At 40.2% G+C, this 21,059-nt stretch carries 20 protein-coding genes and 1 other RNA gene; 6 read left to right on the top strand and 15 right to left on the bottom strand.

Annotated elements, in window-relative coordinates; translation table 11 throughout:
* Window positions 1-159 precede the first annotated feature (159 nt).
* Window positions 160-360 carry a cold-shock protein gene (locus FFL34_RS17525; RefSeq protein WP_068442417.1) on the top strand — a complete coding sequence of 67 codons (201 nt, stop codon included), beginning with the start codon at window positions 160-162 and terminating at the stop codon, window positions 358-360.
* Between the two features lie 122 nt (window positions 361-482).
* Here FFL34_RS17525 and FFL34_RS17530 read toward each other — a convergent pair whose 3' ends face one another.
* Together FFL34_RS17530 and FFL34_RS17535 are read right to left on the bottom strand one after the other, a co-directional pair.
* Complete coding sequence (locus tag FFL34_RS17530; RefSeq protein WP_138604593.1) at window positions 483-992, bottom strand: isoprenylcysteine carboxyl methyltransferase family protein; 510 nt, start codon at window positions 990-992, stop codon at window positions 483-485.
* Window positions 989-2,083, bottom strand: a complete 1,095-nt coding sequence (locus tag FFL34_RS17535; RefSeq protein ID WP_234031539.1) for a type III polyketide synthase — start codon at window positions 2,081-2,083, stop codon at window positions 989-991. Before FFL34_RS17535 ends, FFL34_RS17530 begins: the two co-directional genes overlap by 4 nt.
* 441 nt (window positions 2,084-2,524) lie before the next feature.
* Here FFL34_RS17535 and FFL34_RS17545 point away from each other — a divergent pair, with 441 nt between their 5' ends.
* Together FFL34_RS17545 and FFL34_RS17550 are read left to right on the top strand one after the other, a co-directional pair.
* Window positions 2,525-3,028, top strand: coding sequence for a cytochrome c oxidase subunit II (locus FFL34_RS17545; RefSeq protein WP_138604595.1), 504 nt, complete (start codon window positions 2,525-2,527; stop codon window positions 3,026-3,028).
* A gap of 20 nt (window positions 3,029-3,048) precedes the next feature.
* The gene (locus tag FFL34_RS17550) at window positions 3,049-4,719 is read left to right on the top strand and encodes a b(o/a)3-type cytochrome-c oxidase subunit 1 (RefSeq protein ID WP_171046452.1); all 1,671 of its coding nucleotides are present in this window, start codon (window positions 3,049-3,051) and stop codon (window positions 4,717-4,719) included.
* A gap of 147 nt (window positions 4,720-4,866) precedes the next feature.
* On the opposite strand, the gene FFL34_RS17555 is transcribed toward FFL34_RS17550, so the two are convergent.
* The 6 genes from FFL34_RS17555 to FFL34_RS17580 form a co-directional block, all read right to left on the bottom strand.
* Window positions 4,867-5,997, bottom strand: coding sequence for a THUMP domain-containing class I SAM-dependent RNA methyltransferase (locus tag FFL34_RS17555; RefSeq protein ID WP_138604596.1), 1,131 nt, complete (start codon window positions 5,995-5,997; stop codon window positions 4,867-4,869).
* A gap of 228 nt (window positions 5,998-6,225) precedes the next feature.
* Window positions 6,226-6,606: RNase P RNA component class B (rnpB, locus tag FFL34_RS17560), an RNA gene on the bottom strand.
* A 69-nt stretch (window positions 6,607-6,675) separates the two neighbouring features.
* The gene (gene gpsB / locus FFL34_RS17565) at window positions 6,676-6,975 is read right to left on the bottom strand and encodes a cell division regulator GpsB (protein WP_138604597.1); all 300 of its coding nucleotides are present in this window, start codon (window positions 6,973-6,975) and stop codon (window positions 6,676-6,678) included.
* 292 nt (window positions 6,976-7,267) lie between these two features.
* Window positions 7,268-7,762, bottom strand: a complete 495-nt coding sequence (locus FFL34_RS17570; protein WP_171046453.1) for a cytidine deaminase — start codon at window positions 7,760-7,762, stop codon at window positions 7,268-7,270.
* Entirely contained in the window at window positions 7,759-8,112 is a 354-nt protein-coding gene (locus FFL34_RS17575; RefSeq protein ID WP_138604599.1) for a DUF1798 family protein, read from the bottom strand. Before FFL34_RS17575 ends, FFL34_RS17570 begins: the two co-directional genes overlap by 4 nt.
* Before the next feature lie 80 nt (window positions 8,113-8,192).
* On the bottom strand, window positions 8,193-8,468 hold the full coding sequence (locus tag FFL34_RS17580) for a hypothetical protein (RefSeq protein ID WP_138604600.1): 276 nt from the start codon (window positions 8,466-8,468) through the stop codon (window positions 8,193-8,195).
* 150 nt (window positions 8,469-8,618) lie between these two features.
* On the opposite strand from FFL34_RS17580, the gene FFL34_RS17585 reads away from it, so the two are divergent.
* Complete coding sequence (locus FFL34_RS17585; RefSeq protein ID WP_138604601.1) at window positions 8,619-8,723, top strand: spore protein; 105 nt, start codon at window positions 8,619-8,621, stop codon at window positions 8,721-8,723.
* 70 nt (window positions 8,724-8,793) lie between these two features.
* Here the strand turns inward: FFL34_RS17585 and FFL34_RS17590 are convergent, their stop codons facing one another.
* Window positions 8,794-9,753 carry a DUF2515 family protein gene (locus tag FFL34_RS17590; protein WP_138604602.1) on the bottom strand — a complete coding sequence of 320 codons (960 nt, stop codon included), beginning with the start codon at window positions 9,751-9,753 and terminating at the stop codon, window positions 8,794-8,796.
* Between the two features lie 77 nt (window positions 9,754-9,830).
* On the opposite strand from FFL34_RS17590, the gene recU reads away from it, so the two are divergent.
* The gene (gene recU, locus FFL34_RS17595) at window positions 9,831-10,424 is read left to right on the top strand and encodes a Holliday junction resolvase RecU (protein WP_138604603.1); all 594 of its coding nucleotides are present in this window, start codon (window positions 9,831-9,833) and stop codon (window positions 10,422-10,424) included.
* A gap of 18 nt (window positions 10,425-10,442) precedes the next feature.
* The gene (locus FFL34_RS17600; RefSeq protein ID WP_171046426.1) at window positions 10,443-13,202 is read left to right on the top strand and encodes a PBP1A family penicillin-binding protein; all 2,760 of its coding nucleotides are present in this window, start codon (window positions 10,443-10,445) and stop codon (window positions 13,200-13,202) included.
* Between the two features lie 171 nt (window positions 13,203-13,373).
* Here the strand turns inward: FFL34_RS17600 and nth are convergent, their stop codons facing one another.
* The 6 genes from nth to dinG form a co-directional block, all read right to left on the bottom strand.
* Entirely contained in the window at window positions 13,374-14,036 is a 663-nt protein-coding gene (gene nth, locus FFL34_RS17605) for an endonuclease III (RefSeq protein ID WP_138604605.1), read from the bottom strand.
* Between the two features lie 5 nt (window positions 14,037-14,041).
* Window positions 14,042-14,722: a DnaD domain-containing protein gene (locus FFL34_RS17610; protein ID WP_138604606.1), complete on the bottom strand. Its 681-nt coding sequence runs from the start codon at window positions 14,720-14,722 to the stop codon at window positions 14,042-14,044.
* A 107-nt stretch (window positions 14,723-14,829) separates the two neighbouring features.
* The gene (gene asnS / locus FFL34_RS17615) at window positions 14,830-16,122 is read right to left on the bottom strand and encodes an asparagine--tRNA ligase (protein ID WP_138604607.1); all 1,293 of its coding nucleotides are present in this window, start codon (window positions 16,120-16,122) and stop codon (window positions 14,830-14,832) included.
* 21 nt (window positions 16,123-16,143) lie between these two features.
* The gene (locus FFL34_RS17620) at window positions 16,144-17,328 is read right to left on the bottom strand and encodes a pyridoxal phosphate-dependent aminotransferase (RefSeq protein WP_138604608.1); all 1,185 of its coding nucleotides are present in this window, start codon (window positions 17,326-17,328) and stop codon (window positions 16,144-16,146) included.
* Window positions 17,329-17,332: 4 nt separating this feature from the next.
* Complete coding sequence (locus tag FFL34_RS17625) at window positions 17,333-17,878, bottom strand: cell wall elongation regulator TseB-like domain-containing protein (protein ID WP_138604609.1); 546 nt, start codon at window positions 17,876-17,878, stop codon at window positions 17,333-17,335.
* Window positions 17,879-18,256: 378 nt separating this feature from the next.
* Window positions 18,257-21,049: an ATP-dependent DNA helicase DinG gene (dinG, locus tag FFL34_RS17630; protein ID WP_138604610.1), complete on the bottom strand. Its 2,793-nt coding sequence runs from the start codon at window positions 21,047-21,049 to the stop codon at window positions 18,257-18,259.
* Window positions 21,050-21,059 lie beyond the last annotated feature (10 nt).

Consider the following 21,059-nt stretch of genomic DNA (forward strand, 5'->3'; position numbering starts at 1 on the left):
GCAATGAAGATGAATGGAATCATGAAGGACAGGCAGCTTCTAAGGAAGTGGATGTAGCAAGTGATCCATTACTTCTCTGGAAAGCTGCTTTTTTGCAATTCATTTATCTGATTTGTATTAACACGTTTTACGTGAAAGGTTTTAGGAGGAAATTTACAAATGGAAAACGGCGTAGTAAAATGGTTTAACGCAGAAAAAGGCTATGGCTTCATTCAAGTGGAAGAAGGAAATGATGTATTCGTACATTATTCCGCCATTCAGGAAGAAGGTTTTAAAACACTGGAAGAAGGCCAAAACGTTACATTCGATATCGTAGAAGGCGACCGTGGCCCACAGGCTGCAAACGTAGTAAAACAATAACGTTCATGAAACCATATATAGAAAAGCGGCAGTCTTGCGGATTGCCGCTTTTTTCGCGTTAAGAATGTATAAAGTCGAAAGTAACAAAAGAGGGCTAGCAATATATGCTAGCCCTCTTTTGTTCAAGTTGCTCTGGTTAATGCCTTTTCTTCCCGTGGTATGCGTACTTTTAGTAATAATATATGAAGAAACGGGAAAATAACGGCGGTCAATTGGGCACCAAGTAGAAGCGGAATCAGAAACAATTCAGCTGCAACAATAATATAGTTTGGATGTTTTACATATCTGTAGGGTCCTTTTTTAATGACAGTTACCCTTGGCAGCACAATGATTTTCGTATTCCAAAATCTTCCTAACGTATGGATGCACCATACTCTTCCAATCTGCAGTAACAAGAATAACAACAGTAAAAAATAATTAGGCTGTATATATGACTGTGTATTTAAAGATGCTTCAGTTATTACTGATGCAAAAAAACAGCAGTGCAAAAACACAAATAACTTGTAATGTTTTTCTCCTTTCTCAACGCCTCCCACGCTCTTCATCCATTTTTCATTCTTTCTTGCAATATATAATTCACCAAGCCGCTGGGCGATAATCGCCATAATAAAAATCCACATCCAAGTAGTCATTTTTTCCACTCCAATAACAATAATTCTGAACTAAATCCCGGTCCTAAAGCCGATATGATACTCAGCATATTTGCCGGAACACCCTCCTTCATCCACTCATACATCACATATAATACGGTTACTGATGACATGTTTCCGTGATTCCGAAGTATACGATAGGAATGTCTGAACTTCTCTTGCGGTACCTGTAATACATCTTCCATTGCTTCTAACACTTTTTTTCCACCAGGGTGTGCGATAAATGAATGGATGCTTTGTCCCGTCAAACTTAATTGAGCTAAAAATGTATGGATATGCCGTTTCCAGAATGAACGCACCTGTGCAGGAATGCTTTTGGAAAAAATGACTTCCAACCCCCTATCCGTAACATCCCATCCCATAACAGAATTACTGTTCTTCTTTGTCTTAGTGCTTGTTTCAATAATTCGTGGTTTTGTCGAGAGATCTTTGATACTGGATAGGTTGCTGGAACTTTCGCCCATCAACAAGGCAGCTGCAGCCCCATCTCCGAAAAGAGCGGTTCCAACAAGATTGCTCTTGCTTGAGTCGCTTTTCTGAAATGTAAGGCTACATAACTCGCAACAGATTAGAAGCACATTTTTGTCCGGATGTGCGCTAATCCAATCAAAAGCACGTGATAAGCCAATAGCCCCACCTGCACATCCAAGACCCCAAAGCGGCATTCGGATAACATCTTCCCGAAACGGCCGTTCATTCATGATATATGTATCAATGGACGGAGTGGCGATCCCGGTACTGGAAACGAAAATGATCATATCAATTGCCTCATATGGAATATTTTCATTTAGCAGCTGATTATTTTTCAGGCAGGCATCAATAGCTTGGAGTGAATAGATTTGTGCAAAGTATTGGTACAAATCATTCTTCTCTTTAAACGTATGATTATTTTTCAGCCACTCCAGATTAACCACGAATTGTCTGTTATCAATACAGGCATTATCAAACACAGGCATCATTCGTTCAAGGAACTGTGAAGCCGACTGGTGAAACACGTCGCTAACAAAAGTTTTAACCGTTTGTTGTGACATATTATGTTGTGGTATGCCTAAACCAATTGAACTTATCACCACCCCATATCCCCCTTTTCTAATCATGTAACAAGCGTTAGTACATACAACATTTTGTCCTTAGTGTGGATACTTTTCCACGAAAATATTACATCTTTTTTCACAGATCATTCACAAACTTTTTCAACATAAGGGTTTAAAAAGTCAGTCGAACGCCGTCTGTGCGCGTTATTGAACAAATTATGAACACTTGTGAAAAGGGTTTAACAACAAAATAGTATTATTTATAATGGAAATAGAACTTAAGTTACACAAAGGAGGGTTTGAAATGGGAAGTTTGCAACAAAAAATGAACGTTCATCTGAAAAGGATCAAAGCCCCAATCTAAAGGGAACTTTTATTTCAGTTATGCTCTTAGGGGTTTTTATTATCGTCAGTTGGGTCGGCGTTTACATTTTTTACATGATGCGTTAATACAAAAAATGATTAGGAAAGGAGTTAAACATGCATTTACACAAATATGAAAGAATCTGGTTATTATTTGGAACTGGATCACTTGTAGTTTTCCTTCTCATAATTGGTTTTGGGGCTTTTTACAAAGGAGCACAACCACCTAGTGAAAAAATTACAATTGACCCGCAAAATGTTGAGGCACAAGAGTCTTTTAAAAAAGAAAATCTCGGTTTAACAAAGGTGGAAGATGGTAAATATATCGTCAACGTAGTGGCTTCAGCTTTCAATTATGATTTAGGTAAAGACGAAGATGGTTCTAACGTCAAAAAACTTAGGATTCCAAAAGGATCAACCGTATTATTTCAAGTGACCTCGAAGGATGTTGTTCATGGATTCGAGCTTGCCGGCACGAATGTCAATATGATGGTTGAACCAGGATATATCAGTAGTTATGAGACCGAATTAAATGAAACGGGAGAATACACATTAGTATGCAATGAGTATTGTGGTACAGGACACCACCTGATGTTTGCTGAAGTGGAGGTGTATGAATGATGCTGAATAAAACATTAGCAATGTCTGACCAAGAAGAACAGCGAACATGGAGCTTGTCAAAACAGGAAAAGCGATTATCCATGTCCTTTATGTATGTTACATTTATTTCTCTTCTTATAGGCGGACTGATGGGACTGCTACAGACATTAGTTCGTTCGGGTACCTTTTCACTTCCATGGGGAATCGGTTACTATCAGATTTTGACCGTTCATGGTGTCATATTGGGGCTGGTTTTGACAACATATTTTATTATCGGATTTCAATACACGTTAATGAATAAAACAGTCGGAATGTCACATAAGCAGCGACAGACAGCATGGCTAGGTTTCTGGGTCATGGTTGTCGGAACAATTATGGCATCGATTACTATTTTATTAGGCAAGGCAAGTGTACTTTACACGTTTTATGCACCGCTCAAAGCACACCCAGCATTTTACATTGGGTTAGCACTAGTAATTATTGGAAGCTGGATTGCCTGTTTTGTCAACTTCAGACAATTGCAAGTTTGGAAAAAGCAGCATAAAGGTGAAAAATCCCCATTACTTGCATTTATGGTTGTCATTAATATGCTTTTATGGTTTATTGCAACGTTAGGTGTTGCGGCTGCTGTATTAGTTCAATTTATTCCGTGGTCATTAGGCTACGCAGAAACAATTAACATTTTGATTAGTAGAACATTGTTTTGGTATTTTGGCCATCCACTTGTTTACTTCTGGCTTTTACCTGCTTATATGGCTTGGTATGCAATTATTCCAAAGATTATCGGTGGGAAAATTTTCAGTGATTCGTTAGCTCGTTTATCATTTGTTTTGTTTCTTATGTTTTCGATTCCGGTTGGGTTTCACCATCAGCTAACAGAGCCTGGAATTGATCCAGTATGGAAGTTTGTCCAAGTTACCTTAACTTTTATGGTTATCGTACCATCACTAATGACGGCATTTTCTATGTTTGCAACCTTTGAAACAACTGGTCGTAAAAAAGGTTTTGGTGGTTTGTTCGGTTGGTTCAAGCACTTACCTTGGAAAGACGTTCGGTTTTTAGCTCCTATGATTGGTATGCTTGCATTTATCCCTGGAGGTACTGGTGGTATTATTAATGCGTCCAACCAGCTGAATCAGGTTGTGCATAATACTATTTGGGTAACAGGCCACTTTCATTTGACCGTGGCCACAACTGTTATTTTAACTTTCTTCGGACTGTCGTATTGGCTGATTCCAGCGTTAACAGGAAGGAAATTGACGTCCAAAATTAATAAACTAGGTATTATTCAAACAGTCATTTGGACGGTTGGCATGACTATCATGTCCGGATCAATGCATATTGAAGGATTGCTTGGCGCACCTCGCCGCTCGTCCTATTCAACATATGGTGGTACAGAACAAGCTTCTGACTGGATTGGGTATCAAATAGCTCAGGCAGTTGGCGGTACAATTTTGTTCGTAGGTATTTTGCTTATGGTTTACATTTTTATCCAACTGGTATTTTTTGCACCTAAAGGTGAAGAGGATTTCCCAATTGCAGAAGAAGAACCTGATGCTGAGCCGACACCAAGATTTTTGGAAAACTGGAAATTGTGGATTGGGCTCACAATAGGGCTAATTTTGATTGCTTATGCGATTCCGTTTATGGATATTATTCAGAATTCACCTCCAGGATCACCGCCATTTGATTGGCCAATAGGAAATAGTTGATAAAACACAATCCCTACAATCTAGTCTCACCTTGAGCTTGAAGTAATAAGTGGGATAAAATAAATCAAGACCGAGAGAGTGTTAACTCTCCGGTCTTGATTTTTATGATCGAAAACGTAAGCAACGAAGGGTTTCTGCCCTCCTGTATTATTGTTTCGTACCAAAGTATTGATAATAGTTTGTTTCAATGAACCCATTAAACAATTTTCGTTTCTTTGTTGCCGTTTGCCCATATTCCTTCTCAAAATTTTCGAATGCGGTTAAGATATAAACACTCCAAGAAGGTTGTTTTATCATGATTTGGCCTAACTGGCGGTATATATTTGCTGCTGACTCTTGATCACCAATTCGTTGTCCATACGGTGGATTACCAATTAAATAACCATTAGGCTGTTGGATAGAAAGATCTTTCACCTGCATCTGTTTCCACGTGACTAAATCACCGAGCCCCGCTTCCAGTGCATTCTCATTCGCGGCAGCTGTCATTGTATGGTCTATATCTGTCCCAGTAATGTCAAGCGCTTTATCATAATCAGCCTTATCTTCCACTTCTTCCATAGCCTCATTCCAGTGGTTATTTCTAATCCAGTGCCAATCTTCCGAAGCAAACGAGCGGTTAAAACCTGGGGCAATATTTTGGCCAATGAGGGCTGCTTCAATTGGAATTGTTCCTGATCCACAAAATGGGTCAACCAAAGGATATTCAGGTTTCCAATTGGTCAAAAGGATTAGTGCCGCAGCCATCGTTTCTTTTAAAGGAGCTTCCCCCTGATTGACACGATATCCCCGTTTGTGCAACCCTGTTCCCGATGTATCAATTGTTAAAACAACATCATCTTTATGTAGGGACACTTCAACTTTGAACAACGCGCCGGATTCCGGCAATTTGCCAGCTACTCCATATTTTAGTTTTAATCGTTCGGCAATTGCTTTTTTTACAATTGCTTGACAATCAGGAACACTGTATAGCGTTGATTTAACCGATTTTCCTGAAACAGGGAATTTTCCATCCTCTGAAATGCTGTGTTCCCATGGCAAAGCTTTCGTTTGCTCAAATAATTCGTCAAACGTAACAGCTTTGAACCGGCCAACTTGCAATTTAACACGATCAGCGGTCCGCAGCCATAAATTACAGCGCGGGATGGCAACAATCGGTGCATCAAATGTTACTTTTCCATTTTCCACTTCCACTTCATAACCAAGCTGCCGTACTTCATTCGCCACGACAGATTCAAGTCCCATAGCAGCTGTAGCGATTAATGTTACATGTTGAGCCATATAGTCGTTCCTTTCGTTTCTAAATTAAAAGCATTAATTAGTTTATCACAATATATGGGCACGGACAAAAACAAGGATTATCTGGGAGTGAATGTTATATGACTATGATTACCTAACGGTTAGATCATATTATATAGTCGCAGATATCAATTTCTGCATACTAAAAACCTTATTCAACTGCATCTACAGTCGAATAAGGTTTTCTCATGGGGATTTGACCATTGAATACTCGGTAAGCCATGTTCTGTTCCGTTGTACTTTTCACGGTGGTCAGCCTCGTACAGCGGTCGTAATCATCTATCTACAGACTAGTTGCCTGTCCCTCTTTCAGTTCAATTCCCTAATCAAGGGTGCCCCTACCAAATTTTGGGTTGCTCACTCGTGGGGTTTACCGCGTTCCACTCGGATCGTTTCCAATCCGACTGCGTCACTGTGGCACTTTCAAGTGTACTCATCCATGTCAAAAGAGTTAGGATTTTTCACTGCCGTTAGCCATACAGGCTACCTTGACTTATGTTTTCGTCAAGCACGATCACTACAAGCATCGCAGCTTGTGTGAGCATGGACTTTCCTCTGCATAGAATTACTATACAGCGATTACGTGAGTATTCAATTTCATTCTATGTATATTTTAGCATATTTATGGTGTGCTGTCACTGGGAAAACAAACCAGCACCCTTATGAATCAGCATACTTTTTGCCAAATACAGCTTTTTCTAAATTCGATACGCGTTTTAAAATATCGTAATTAACCTGATGATTTTGGGCTGATCCACGGTTTCTTGTTTGATCGGTTTGCTTCTTTAATCGTTCGTTCTCTTGACGTAGTTTATCAATCTCCTGCTGGAATGATTCATAGTCTTGAATAATTGTATCCAGGAATTCATCTACTTCTTCCTGATGATAGCCACGCATTGCTGTTTTAAACTCTTTTTCCAATATATCTTTCCCCGTTAGTTGAATGCCGTTCGTAGTCATTTCACAGTCACCTCTAAATAACGTTGATTTGCACTTTTGTTACATTTACCAGCGATCATGTCCACTTCATTTTATTAATAACATAAACGATTTATGCAACGTTTTCCCGTCCACATTACAGTATAACATGTATAGTTGTCGTTGTCTTATGCTTCCTTGAACTTCTGGAGTCGATGTTGACTTTCACCACAAGGGTATAAGTGCGACTAGGCCTCTGGTTTCACCTTGCAAGTAAAAGCTATATCGCTAAATTTTATAGTTTCCTATCTTTTAAAAAAAGAAACTGAAACACTCAGCTTCTTTTCTTGCTTTCGTCCATATCATCAGATTGGAAAGAAAACGGCAGCAATTCTTCCATTGTTAATGTTTTCACATCGTTATGGACATTCGCTAAATGTATGTTCAGATTACTGTCAAAGAATTCACTCATAACTTGTCGGCAAGAGCCACAAGGTGGGACAGGCCGTTTTGTATCAGCAACAACGGCCATCGCTGAAAACGAACGTTCCCCGTCGGAAATGGCTTTAAATAGTGCCACCCGCTCTGCACAGCAACTGTCTGGATAGGCGGCATTTTCAATATTACATCCTGTGTAAACCTTGCCGGATTCCGTCATCACTGCAGCGCCAACAGGAAATTTAGAGTATGGGACATAAGCTTGATCAAGTATAGTCTTTGCCATGGCAATTAGTTTATCTTTCTGTGGCATATCCGATTTTCCCCTTTCATGACTTAATGGGAGGTGATTATAAAAGCACTCGTACGTTCGTAAAGCTTTTTCTTTTATTTTTGTAGTTCATCCAGAAGTCTATCGAGTATGAAATAAATCGAATGGTTCAATTCCATATAGCGTTTGCGTTTAACGTCGATATAAAAGCTGTGCAACATCAAGAGTTCCATATTTTCTTTTGTTGATGTTATTTGCTGAGGGTGGAGGTTGACTTGCCTTTCTTTAACAGCTTGCAATGCATGATTCTCCCACTCTGTTAGAAGGTCATAAATTGGTGCTGTGTAGTTTTTTACCATCTGAAAAAATTGTCTGTCCTTCTTACTTTCGGGTGGTTTATTTTCATTATATTTTTCCTCTAGGATTTCCAGATAATTTTTAAATTGTTTGGTCTCTTGTATTAATTCCATCGTTATTCCTGCCTTTTTACATTTTCCCCCTATAGCCATCAGTTTAGCATTTATATACGCATAATGCATCTGTGAGGATATCAGGATAACTTTTTTGCGGTGTTGGATACATTGATTTCTTCCTGCAATTGGTTCTGTAATTGCGTATGTTTTTTTGCTAGTTTTTCTACAATATATGTTGCTCGGTTGATCTCTTCCTTATTAAGCTGGAATTGTTCCCTTATAGTGTTGTCTGCTGCCATGGTAACCTTTTGCTCCATAAGACGTAATTGATCAGCCATAGATGCTAATGCATTTGCAAAGTTTTGTTTATCCGAGCTAGCTTCTGTTTCAACAGGCAGTTGTATTTCCATCATCGGATTCACCTTCCCATTATATGATCTGTTTATAACTTCGGCGAAAATATGACCTTCCCTGCTCGCTCGACAAAACTAGAAGAATAATGGCAAAACTAGTGTAGATTCGGCTTTGTTTAGGCAAACTAATATGGAAAGGAGGTAAAAAGCATGAAAAAGAAGCCATCACAGCAAAAAACGGAAAAGTTTCATCAAGAAAAGCACAACCAAACCCGAGATAAAAAGCTAAACGGTCCTAACCGACCATCGACGTAATGGTACTACCAAAAAAATCGGCATTTGCGCGCTATTTGCGTGCAAATGCCAAAATATTTTATATGCGATCTTATGAATGTCTCTGTCCAAACATATTTTTGAGCTGAGAATATGCATATATTAGCCTTCTTCTATTATAAAATGCCTTCTTTATTCCACGGTCAGGGTGTTGTGTTATAGGACTTGTCCATTTTCGTTTAACACCCTTGACTTTATGCCAGTCCTTTCGAATTGTATCCTGATGAGCTATGAAAGGATAAACGGTTCGTAAAAAAGGTGCCTTTTCGAAATGCCTTGAAAAAAACTGTTCATAATCCCAGCGTGATCCGGTGTGCTCCACTGATAAAGCAAAATCAAGTAATGAAGTGTAAACGTGAGGATGAAACATCATTGAAGCAATCCGCTTTCCTAACTCTATCCGTTTAGTTAAATTTGTAAAGTCATGAACAAATGCCCCGTACAGTGTCCCGAATCTATTGGGAAGAAGTGTTGCATTTAATAATAATATGTCCTGCAAAAGGTATGGCGGACGCAAAAACACGCGATACTTAAAATACTCCTGTTTGATAACAGGCGAATGGATAACATTTTGCTCATTTATAATCATTGACGTCATCAGACGGTCCTGGTCATGATGTTTCCAAAAATATTCCCATTCTTTTTCCATAAACCTTGATACGTGGAGCGCTGGCAACAAGTGAAACAACGGTTTATTTAAACGCTTTGAAAGTTCATATACGAGGAGTTGTGGGTATGCATCCGAAAAAATGAGCCAATTCGCGCGCTCGTAGGTCATGAATAGTCGGGTTTGCTGCTTTTTAGATAATAAGGTTTGAAACGGAGAGAGAGAAAGGTCCATCATATTCCACCCGGCATTTCGGGATACCATACTAGCTAAAAAAGCCCATTTCACTTCCGGATAAACCATGTAAAAGTTTTGATATGCTTTGGTACGGGAAATATTATCAAGGTTATGCTTTTTTGTTTCAGATAGTATATAATGAAGGTGTTTTCTCCATCTATTACTCATTATATGACCTCTCTTAACGATATATAGTCAACGAAGGTATTATTTGGTATGATACTGTCATACACGGGGGGAAATACATGCATTATCCAAATGGCAAAAAGAATAACCATACGTATCAAACGCTATCAGGCACAAGGCGGTCACAAGGATTCAGTAATCGCGGTATGACACTTGAAGAGGACATCAACGCCACCAATACGTATTACCGTGATAGGAATAAAGCAATTGTTCATAAAAAACCGACACCAGTGCAAATAGTAAACGTTCATTATCCAAAAAGAAGTTCCGCTGTCATTACGGAAGGCTATTTTAAGCAGCCATCCACAACTGATTATAACGGTGTCTATCGAAACAAACATATTGATTTTGAAGCAAAAGAAACCAAAAATAAAACACGTTTTCCGCTTGCGAATATTCATGAGCACCAGGTTAGGCATATGAAATCCGTGACAAAGCACGGGGGCATCTGCTTTCTAATTATCCGTTTTTCTAACTTCGGTGAGACGTTCTATATGCCGGCTGAAGTATTTTTTCCATATTGGGACGAACAGCTTAACGGCGGAAAAAAATCCATCAGTTATGAGACCATTGTGGAAAAAGGATATCCAATCCCGTTCCATTACCAAGCAAGAGTTCATTATTTGGCAGTAATCGATCAGCTTTATTTCTAGATTGGAGGAGACTGAATTATGGCAGACGGCCAAACACGTACATCAAGAAGAAAGCAAAAAAAAGCTTCCAAAAAGCCATTATGGAAAAAAATAATATTTATCACGCTTATTGCACTCGTAGCAATTGGAATCGGTGTTGGATCATTGTTCACCTATTATATTGTCACAGCACCGGAAATTGATGCATCCAAATTAGATACACCATTTTCATCTAAATTTTATGACATGGATGGCGAGATGTTTGCCGACCTTGGTACAAAACAGCGCTCAAAAGTTGAATACGACGATTTACCGGATGTATTGATTGATGCAGTAACTGCAACTGAGGATGCCAGATTTTTTGAACACCCCGGCATTGATATATGGCGAATTGGCGGTGCTGTTGTTGCGAATATAACAAATGGGTTCGGTTCGGAAGGTGCTAGCACCATCACCCAACAAGTTGTGGAAAAATCATTCCTGTCACCCGAGAAAAAAGTAAGTTTGAAAGTCCAGGAAATGTGGTTGGCATTGCAACTGGAACAGGATTATTCTAAGGAACGCATTTTGGAAATGTATCTAAATAAGATTTTTTATGGCAATCGAGCCTACGGTGTCAAAAAGGCTGCTGAGCTTTATTTTGGGAAAACCGATTTAGATGAACTGACACTTCCTGAAGCTGCGATTCTTGCCGGATTACCGCAACGACCGAGTGCATATAATCCGTTTAAGAATCCGGAGTTAATGAAAGAACGAATGGATACAGTTCTGCAATTAATGGTGAAACATGGGAAAATTTCAGAGGAAGAAGCCAAAGAAGCAAGACAAGTGAAAATAGCCTCGCTTCTTACGGATGATAAACCTGATTCATCTTCTTATCAGGCATTCTTGCAGCAGGTGGAGCGGGAAGTCAAACAGAAAGTCGATGGTGCTGACATTTATACCGATGGATTGAAAATCTATACAACAATTGATACTGATGCACAGAGCCATGTGGACTTTTTACTGTCAAAAAAGGAGGACAACCCGATTAACTATGCCGACCCTGTTGTTGATCCGGACAGTGAAGAAGGTGAAAAACTTGATATGCAGGCAGGTGTCACAGTGCTTGACACAAAAACAGGTGCTATACGAGCAATCGGTGGTGCTCGCGACGGATTAGAAAATCGTGGGTATAACCGTGCAATTCAAATGCAGCGGCAGCCTGGATCAACGTTCAAACCAATTATGGATTATGGACCGGCCATTGAGAATATGCAGTGGTCCACGTATCATCAGCTTAACGATGACGGTCCATATGATATCGCGGGAACTGACAAACAGATTGAGACATGGGCAAACACTTACTTTGGATGGGTTTCCGCACGATATGCGCTGGAACAGTCACTCAACGTACCTGCCGTCAAAACGTTTGATGAAGTAGGTCGTGAAAATGCCAAAGCGTTTGCCGAGAAATTAGGTATATCATTTGGCGACAGCGACATAGCACTAACAGATGCAATTGGTGGTAATATAGGTACAAATCCACTGGAAGTTGCAGGAGCGTTCCGGACTTTTGCGAACGGAGGTATATATAATGAACCATATGCTGTTACTAAGGTCGAATTTCCGGAAAGCGGAAAAACTGTCAACCTGAAACCTGAACCCGAAGCTGTTATGGCGGATTCCACCGCATATATGATTACAGATATGCTCAAAGATGTTGTTACACAAGGAACAGGTACTGGAGCTAATATTTCTGGCCTTCCATTGGCCGGAAAAACAGGAACCACTACAAGGCCTGGAGTAGATGGCTCCCCTGACGCATGGTTCAGCGGATACAGCACGAATTACACCATCTCCATCTGGACCGGTTATGACAATAACGACATTGGGTTGAAAGGCTCAGAAACGAAAGTGCCACTTTCATTGTTTAAGCATATTATGTCCGAACTGTCCAAGGATCAAGAGACGCCGGACTTTACGAAACCAGATTCAGTCGTAGAAGTCGCAGTTGAAAAAGGTTCAAGACCGGCGAAATTGCCGAGCGATTATACTCCTGATTCAAAAATCGTCACCGAATTATTTGTCAAAGGTACAGAACCATCCAAAACATCAGAGCGTTTTGAGCAGCTGGATCCTGTAAAAGATCTGGAAGCAACATTCGATTCAGATTCTGCCACTATTCAAGTAGAATGGGACTATGAAACGGAGCAGGATATTTCATTTGAAGTTAGTGCCCGCGTTGGTGATGGCCAAAAGCAAAAACTGTCTTCCACAGAAGAAACAGCAATGGAAATTTCGAATGTGGAACCAGGAACTAAATATCACATTGAGGTTGTTGCTATAAATAATAAAACGAAAGCCAACAAGAGCGAACCGGTAACGGCAACTGTTAAAGTCCCTGAAGATTTAGAAGATGATGAGGAAATAGAGGACGAAGAAGAAAAAGAAGATGATGAAGATGAGGACAAAAAAGGCAATATTCCAGCGGTCGGTTCATTGCGTGCTAGGCAAATTGGTGCAGGTATTGATGTTAGTTGGCAATACAATGGTCCCCCTGCCCAATATGAAGTGGTCGTTTCACGTGATGGAACACAAATAAAGACACAAACTGTAGCTACCAAGGGAATTGTTATTGAGGGTGATGGCGTACAGTCAGGGCAATCCTATACCATAACTGTTGTACCTATAGGCCGTAACGGTGCAAGCAAAGGAGATGAAGGTGAAGCAAAAAGCACAAAAGTGACCATATCTGATTCTAACGAAACTGTTTCAAATGATGGTAATGACGATGATGATAATAGTGACGATGAATAACTGAAAAAACTAGTAAAACGGTGGATACAAAAAGAACAAAAGAGGTAGCCTTCCAATTCAGAAGCGGCCTCTTTTGTTTCTCATCTAGAAAACAGGGTTGCTGCGGACAACTATAAATCAGCCATGTACAACAACTTTGTACAGGACGTGACGTACTTGCGCCTTTGACCCTCAGTTTTCGATTGTTTCGTGTTTCTTCATTCGTTTTTGTCCTTCACGACATAAATCGAGCAATGGACATTCCGGACATTGCGGATTCCTTGCCTTGCAATGGTACCTGCCAAAGAAAATCATCCGATGGTGTGTGTCCGCCCATGCTTCTTTTGGTACTTTTTTCATTAATGTCTCTTCCACTTCAAGTACTGAGTCCTTCCAACGACATATCCCAAGCCGTTTAGCAACACGTTCAACATGGGTGTCAACTGCAATTGCCGGCTCGTTAAATGCAACAGAGGCGACAACATTGGCAGTTTTGCGACCAACACCGGCTAACTTCATCAATTCTGTTTTTGTCCGTGGCACTTCCCCACCATAATCATCGATTAGCATTTGGCATAGTTTTCGAATATTTTTTGCCTTATTTCGGTATAGCCCGATTGACTTAATATCCTGTTCTAATTCCGTTAGTGATACCGCTAAATAATCTTCGGGTGTCTTATATTTTGCAAATAATGAAGCTGTTACTTTGTTTACAAGATTGTCTGTACATTGAGCGGATAATAGGACGGCGATGACAAGTTCAAATGGATTGCGGTGATTCAATTCACATTGCGCCTCCGGAAACATTTCTTCCATGACTTCAAGGCAGTGTTGTACTTGTTTCTTATTTAGCATTCCTCCTACTCCTCCTCCAGCCAATTATAATAAATGGACGTATCCCGTTTTTCCTCAGCGGATTCCTTCTTTATAGTTCCGGTTCCGTGAAAAGCTTTGCTCGCATCCCGCGCTTGCTCGACAGAATGGATCCCCTTCTTTTTCCATTCACGAAGAATACGGTCAATATATTTGAAATTTAGTTTGCCCATCAGCACCGATTCACGCAACGCAGCTTTTATCAGTGCGGGAGCCAGTTCATCCTCATCGAGCCACGTATTGATCATTTCAATTTCAAATGGTGACAACGGCCTGCCAAATTCCTGTTCAAACAATACAAAAATCGTACCCTCATGTTCGTGTGCCGTTTTCTGTTGCTGTTCGGCAAATAATTGTTCCCAGAGTGGATTTAAGCTATACGCCTCAGTGATTTGATTACGATCATTTTTCAGTTGCTCAATGGATAAATGATTATTTTGGATAAGTTTCCGTAGTATGTTGGCACATTCCTTCTCACTTATTTTCATATGCCCAGCTATATCTTCCGGCGTGGGGAATTCATTGTTTGCCTGCATAAAGCGGACAAGCTGCAAGATGACCATTACTTCTGTTTCATTCAGACCGAGTGATACATACCTTTCAAGCAGTCTGGCAGGTAATTGTACTTGATTTAACAAAATATCCTGAAATGAAATGAAATTAGTCATAGGAATTGATACACCTCATTTCTCAACCTATCATATAAGAAGATAAAACCCCTTGCGCTATATGCAAGGGATTTTGAAGAAGAACAGTCATATTGCCATATGGAAAGTTAAGGGTAAAGACGGTTTAACAGTCTTGGGAATGGAATAGTTTCACGTACATGTTCCACCCCGGTAATCCAAGCAACCGTCCGTTCCAATCCTAATCCAAATCCGGAATGTGGTACACTTCCGTATTGGCGCAGCTCCAGATACCATTGGTACGCCGGGCCTGATAAATCGTGTTCCTCATAGCGCTGTTTCATTAATTCAGGGTCATCGATTCGTTGTGAACCGCCAACAACCTCTCCGTATCCTTCTGGTGCGATAAGGTCAGCGCACAGTACAACATCCGGGCGCTCCGGATCAGGTTTCATGTAAAACGCTTTTATATCTGCCGGATAGTTGGTGATGAAGACCGGCTTGTCAAAACTCTCCGCTATAGCTGTTTCATGCGGTGCACCAAAGTCTTCGCCCCATTCAATATCATCAAAACCTTTTTCCTTCAATAACTGTACGGCATCGTCATAACTTATTCTTGGAAAAGGAGCCTGAACTGTTTCCAATTTTGTAGTGTCACGTCCTAGTGTCTGTAGTTCAAGCTTACAATTTTGTAAAACGGATTGCACGACGAAACTCACATATTGTTCTTGTATCTCTAGGCTTTCGTCATGATCAACAAATGCCATTTCTGGTTCAATCATCCAAAACTCAATCAAGTGCCGACGTGTTTTTGATTTTTCTGCGCGGAATGTTGGGCCGAATGAGAACACTTTACCCAAAGCCATTGCAGCTGCTTCCATATAAAGCTGACCACTTTGGGATAAATAAGCATCCTCGTCGAAATATTTGGTATGGAACAGTTCGGTTGTTCCTTCTGCCGACGCACCGGTCAAAATCGGTGCATCAACTTTTACATATCCATTATTATTAAAATATTCATACGTAGCCCTGATAATTTCATTTCTGACTTTCATCACAGCATGCTGGCGACTGGACCGGAGCCACAAGTGACGGTGATCCATCAAAAATTCTGTTCCGTGTTCTTTTGGCGTTATAGGATAGTCTGAAGCTTCTTGTATGAGTTCAATACCCTTCACCTGCATTTCATAACCAAATGGGGATCGTTTATCTTCCACAATTGTTCCGGTTATGTACATGGATGATTCCTGATTCAAATTTTTAGCAAGCTGAAATACTTCTTCGGTGACATCATTTTTGGCAACGACGCCTTGCATAAATCCGGTTCCATCTCGCAGCTGCAGAAATGCAATTTTACCACTGGATCGTTTATTGGTCAGCCATACACCAATAGTTACTTCTTGTCCTTCATATGCTGGTACTTGTGCAATAGTTGTTTTCATTCAAATGCTACCTCCGATAAGCTAGGATTGATGGTTCTTCACGAATCGTTTTATACGCTGGCTCGCTTCTTTTAAAGTGTCGGTGGAAACGGCATACGATAATCGAACATTTTCATATGCGCCAAAACCTGTCCCTGGAACAAGTGCTACTTTCTCTTCTTCAAGCAAGGCCTTCACCCAGTCATCAACTGTCTCGAATCCATTCATTTTTACGGCCTCATAAACATTCGGGAATAGATAAAATGCTCCTTTAGGTTTTACACAGGTGATACCTGGTATATCATTCAAAAGCCCATAAAATATTTCTAACCGTTCCGCAAAAATTTGTCGCATTTCCGTATTGGAATCACTACTTGAGCGATAAGCGGCAAGTGCTGCATATTGTGCGATTGACGTTGGGTTTGATGTTGAATGGGATGCAAGATTGGTCATCGGCTTGATCACTTCCGTCGGCCCTGCAGCATACCCGATTCTCCAGCCTGTCATTGCATGTGATTTGGAAACACCATTAATGATGACGGTCTGTTTTTTTAGTGATGATGATAGTTCCGCAATCGAAACATGGCTGTCATCGGTATAAATTAGCTGCTCATAAATTTCATCAGACACGATAAGAACGCCATACTTTAGACATACATCACCGATCGCATGCAGCTCGTCTTTACTGTAAACCATACCTGTCGGGTTGTTCGGTGAATTAATGATAACAGCTTTCGTCTGCGGAGTGATGGCCGCTTCAAGTTGTTCAGGTGTTATTTTAAAGCTGTTCTTTTCTTCTGCATTGATAATCACTGGTTTTCCTTCAGCTAATTTGATCTGTTCCGGATAACTCACCCAATAAGGTGCAGGTACGATTACTTCATCGCCCTTGTTCAATAAAACCTGAAACAGTGTGTACAAAGCATGTTTAGCTCCTGTTGTAACAATAATTTCATCAGGGCTATACAAAAGTCCGTTATCCTGTTGGAATTTGTCTGTAATGGCTTGTTTTAATTCCGGTATTCCCCCGGAAGGTGTATACTTAGTAAAACCGTTTCTCATGGCGTCTGCTGCCGCATCAAGAATATAGTCAGGTGTATTGAAATCCGGTTCACCCGCACCGAGTCCAATCACGTCGTAACCTTTACTTTTCAGTTCATTTGCTTTAGCTGTAATAGCCAGAGTGGCTGATGGGGAAAGTGTCTTCACCCTGTTTGCCAGTTCCATTTAATCATCCTCCTTTATTAAACATCCGCTTAAATCCCATTAATTCAATTTGTTTACCATCATTCATGGATACATATTCCATTATATAACGTCCTGCACTATTTTCGTAAGTGATTTCCCATGCTGGCAATTTGTCATTTGTTATAAGCGCTGGTGTGATATCAAACAACATGCAGTTTGTACAATGATCACGCCAGTCTGTCTGAATGGTCTTTTTCGGTATTATTTCGGAACGATTAACAATTACGCTGTCAGTATTATTTTCGTTAAATGGGTAAAACATAATGGCAGCTTGCTGATCACCCATTTTACCATAAATGATATGATAAGCATCGCTTCCATGAAAGCGTTCGATACGGTCAATCGTATTTATAGCTGTTTCTTTTAGAACCTTTTGTTTCACCTGTTTAAAAGACGCTGTACGTTCTTGCTGTGTTGCCTGATACAGATAAACAACTGTAATCAGACAGAAAACGACAGCTAGACATATAATTCCTGCCAGCCATTTTAGCCATCCCGGAACAGTAAACCAGGGAAATCGATTATTCATTATTGCCACGTTCCGCAAATTTGTGCAGTTTCATTCCTCTTCCTCCAGTCAAATACTTCTTGTTTTATCACATTTTGCTATTCATAGTGCTGTAATCAGTGCAAATACTAAACATACGGTTGAAATTAAATATCTGAGCATATATTTTACAGTATAACAAGCATTACAGTGAATTTGTTTCTTTTTATTTATTTCAACAAATTTTCCAGCCCCATTCCATTACCAACTTTACTGATGCATCAAGCGGTGCATCAGTTTTTTACATGTGATCAAAGGTCGGATTGGAACTAAAATTCAATGGATAACATCAGAATATTGCGATGATTCATTCCAGGCTGGGAAAGTCGAACTTTAGAAATACTTCGGGCTGTAACTTTTCTAAAACCATTCTTCAGCTTTTTCAAGTATTGCCTGTGTTGAATCAAAAGTTACCGGGACACCTGGTATGGAATCCAGGAAGTAGTTACCATATCGTGCTTTTTTAATACGGTTATCACATACAAAGACAATACCGCGGTCTTTTGCCGAGCGGATTAATCTGCCGAAACCTTGTTTAAACCGGATAACTGCATCCGGTAGCGCCAATTCAATAAAAGGGTTTTTACCTGTTTCTTGTAAATAATTTGATTTAGCCTCATAAACGGGATGATTCGGCGGCTGAAACGGAAGACGGGCAATCATGACACAAGACAAGTCCTCACCAGGAATATCAACTCCTTCCCAGAAAGAACTCGTTCCTAGCAAAATGGAGTTGTCAAACGTCTGGAAATTCTTTTTCAACCTAGATCTACTCCCACTTGAGATGCCTTGAGCAATTAACATATATTGATTGACGTCAATCGTTTCTTTCAATAAGTAATATGCCTTTTTCAACATATCGTAGGAAGTGAACAGTACAAGCATTCTTCCATCAGTTATGTGTGCCATTGAAATAATTGCTTCACTGACAGCTTCAACAAAATCATCCAGCCTACCATACTTAATGTCAGGAAAATCATCCGGTACCATGAGCTGAACTTGGTTTTCATATGAAAAAGGTGATTTAATTTTGGCAGTCATTACCTTTTCTCCCGGCAACCCAAGCCTGTTTTGCATGAAAGTGAATGAATTCCTCATGGTTAGTGTTGCGCTTGTTAAAATAATACTCTCTTTTTGCTGAAAAAAGCCATCCTGTAGCAGCGGAGCCATCGCAACAGGTTCACAATAAAGGTACACGGCGTTTTTGGCCCCATGAGCCTCAATTTCAATCCATTTGACTTCCTGGCTGGTTTCTTTCGTCAAAAATAAGCGTTCCAGTCGATTGATAATGGATTGTAGATCCTCTATATGTTTATTAAGTTCCTCTTCTAAGTCAGCTTCTATAGTTTTGAGCTGCGTAAGTGGTGAGAGCAAATGAATTAAATCACGGATATAATACGTTAGCCTTGCAGCCATCTCGATAACAGTGTTCCATTGTCGCGAACCTTCTTTTTCCCCGTCAAAACGATACTGGAGTCGGCCAATATCACTTAAAGATTTATCTTTCTGTCTTTGTTCCAGCACATATTGAAATAGCATTCGAAACAGATCATCTGTTTCCTGTTTCGCGTTTGTGAACATAGCATTCCATTTTTCCGCTCTAAATACTTCCAGGAATTCAGGGTTATCTGCAAGCAATCTTCCAAGCCAAGAATTTTCTGAGGTTATTCCCACCTGGTTTAGTATATTTTGTGAACAAACATAATCAAGTGCAGCTCCAAAATGCTTGGCTGCCGTTTCCTCAAAATGGTGTGCCTCATCGATTACTGCTTTTTCATAAGTCGGGAGTAACTGATAGTCATTGGCCATGTCGGTACATAATAATGCGTGATTGGTAATCAAAATATCCGCCTGCTGTGCATTTTTGCGAGCTCTTAGATAGTACGAACGGAAAAAATCAGGAGATGAAGGATCCAACGCTCCTTCCATATCACTGGACACCTGTTTGAAGAATAAATAACCGCTAGAAGGAAGCTGGATTTCATCGATATCACCCGTCTCGGTTTCGGTCAGCCAGACAAGGATCATTGCTTTTGTAAGGATGATATCATAGTTGTCATCTTGTTCGTATGCAAGTGCGCGTTCAAATTTCTCAAGACTGATATAATGTTGCCTTCCTTTTAACAATGCAACACGAAATGGGAATGGCACAAGACGCCGAATTAACGGGATTTCGTCATCCAAAAGCTGGGACTGAAGCTGCGTTGTATAGGTACTAACGAGAATTCGTTTCCGTTTACTGACTGCTTCATAAATCGCAGGAAGCAAGTATGCTAATGTCTTCCCTGTTCCCGTTTCTGCTTCAACCAGTGCATGGTTTTGCGATTGAAATGCATCATACACGGTTTCGGACATTTCTCGCTGTCCGCTTCGTTTCTCATAATGGTCCATATGCTTCTGCATTGAACCATTCGCTTCGTAAATGGCATCCAAATAATGACCAAACGATGTATCCACATGAATAGTTTCCTGTTTCTTTTGGGCCTGTTTTTTGATTGCCAGTCCCCTGAAAGTTTCGATTGTATCAACTTCCTGCGTGGAAAAGAGCAATTTTTGTTTTTGCTCCTGCAATTGTCTGTATAAATCGGATTGCAGCCCTTTTTCCAACGTTAATAAATGCGTAATCGTTTCAAAAGGAAGTGTTTGCAATTTTTCCTTTAATTTAAGGAAAAGCTCGGCCGTTACACGAGCGTCAGTCAATGCGCGGTGTGGCGCATTATGTTTAATCTGTAAAAAATTTGCCAATTGGCCCAGTTTGAACCCAGGGGCATGCGGATAAAGAATACGGGCAAGCTCAACTGTATCGATCACTGGATTATTAAGTTGGGAAAAACCGTGTAATGCTAATTCCTCATTCAAAAAGCCTAAATCAAAAGCAACGTTATGTGCAATCAGGTAGCTGTTTTCAAACAGTGCTGTGATTTCAAGTGCCTTATCGTGGAAAATAGGTGCATGGCGGACGTCGTCATCTGTTATACCCGTTAGATTGGTGATAAAAGACGGGATTGCCATATTTGGATTAAGGAACGTAGAAAACTCCTCTGTAATACTATCATCTTCAATAACGACAATACCTGCTTCGATAATTTTATCCGAATTGGCGGGGGAATGTCCTGTTGTTTCCAGATCAATCACAACGTATTTACTGTTCATAATGCCACCT

It is taken from the genome of Lentibacillus cibarius (assembly GCF_005887555.1).
In the GTDB taxonomy this organism is placed as follows: Bacteria; Bacillota; Bacilli; order Bacillales; family Amphibacillaceae; genus Lentibacillus; species Lentibacillus cibarius.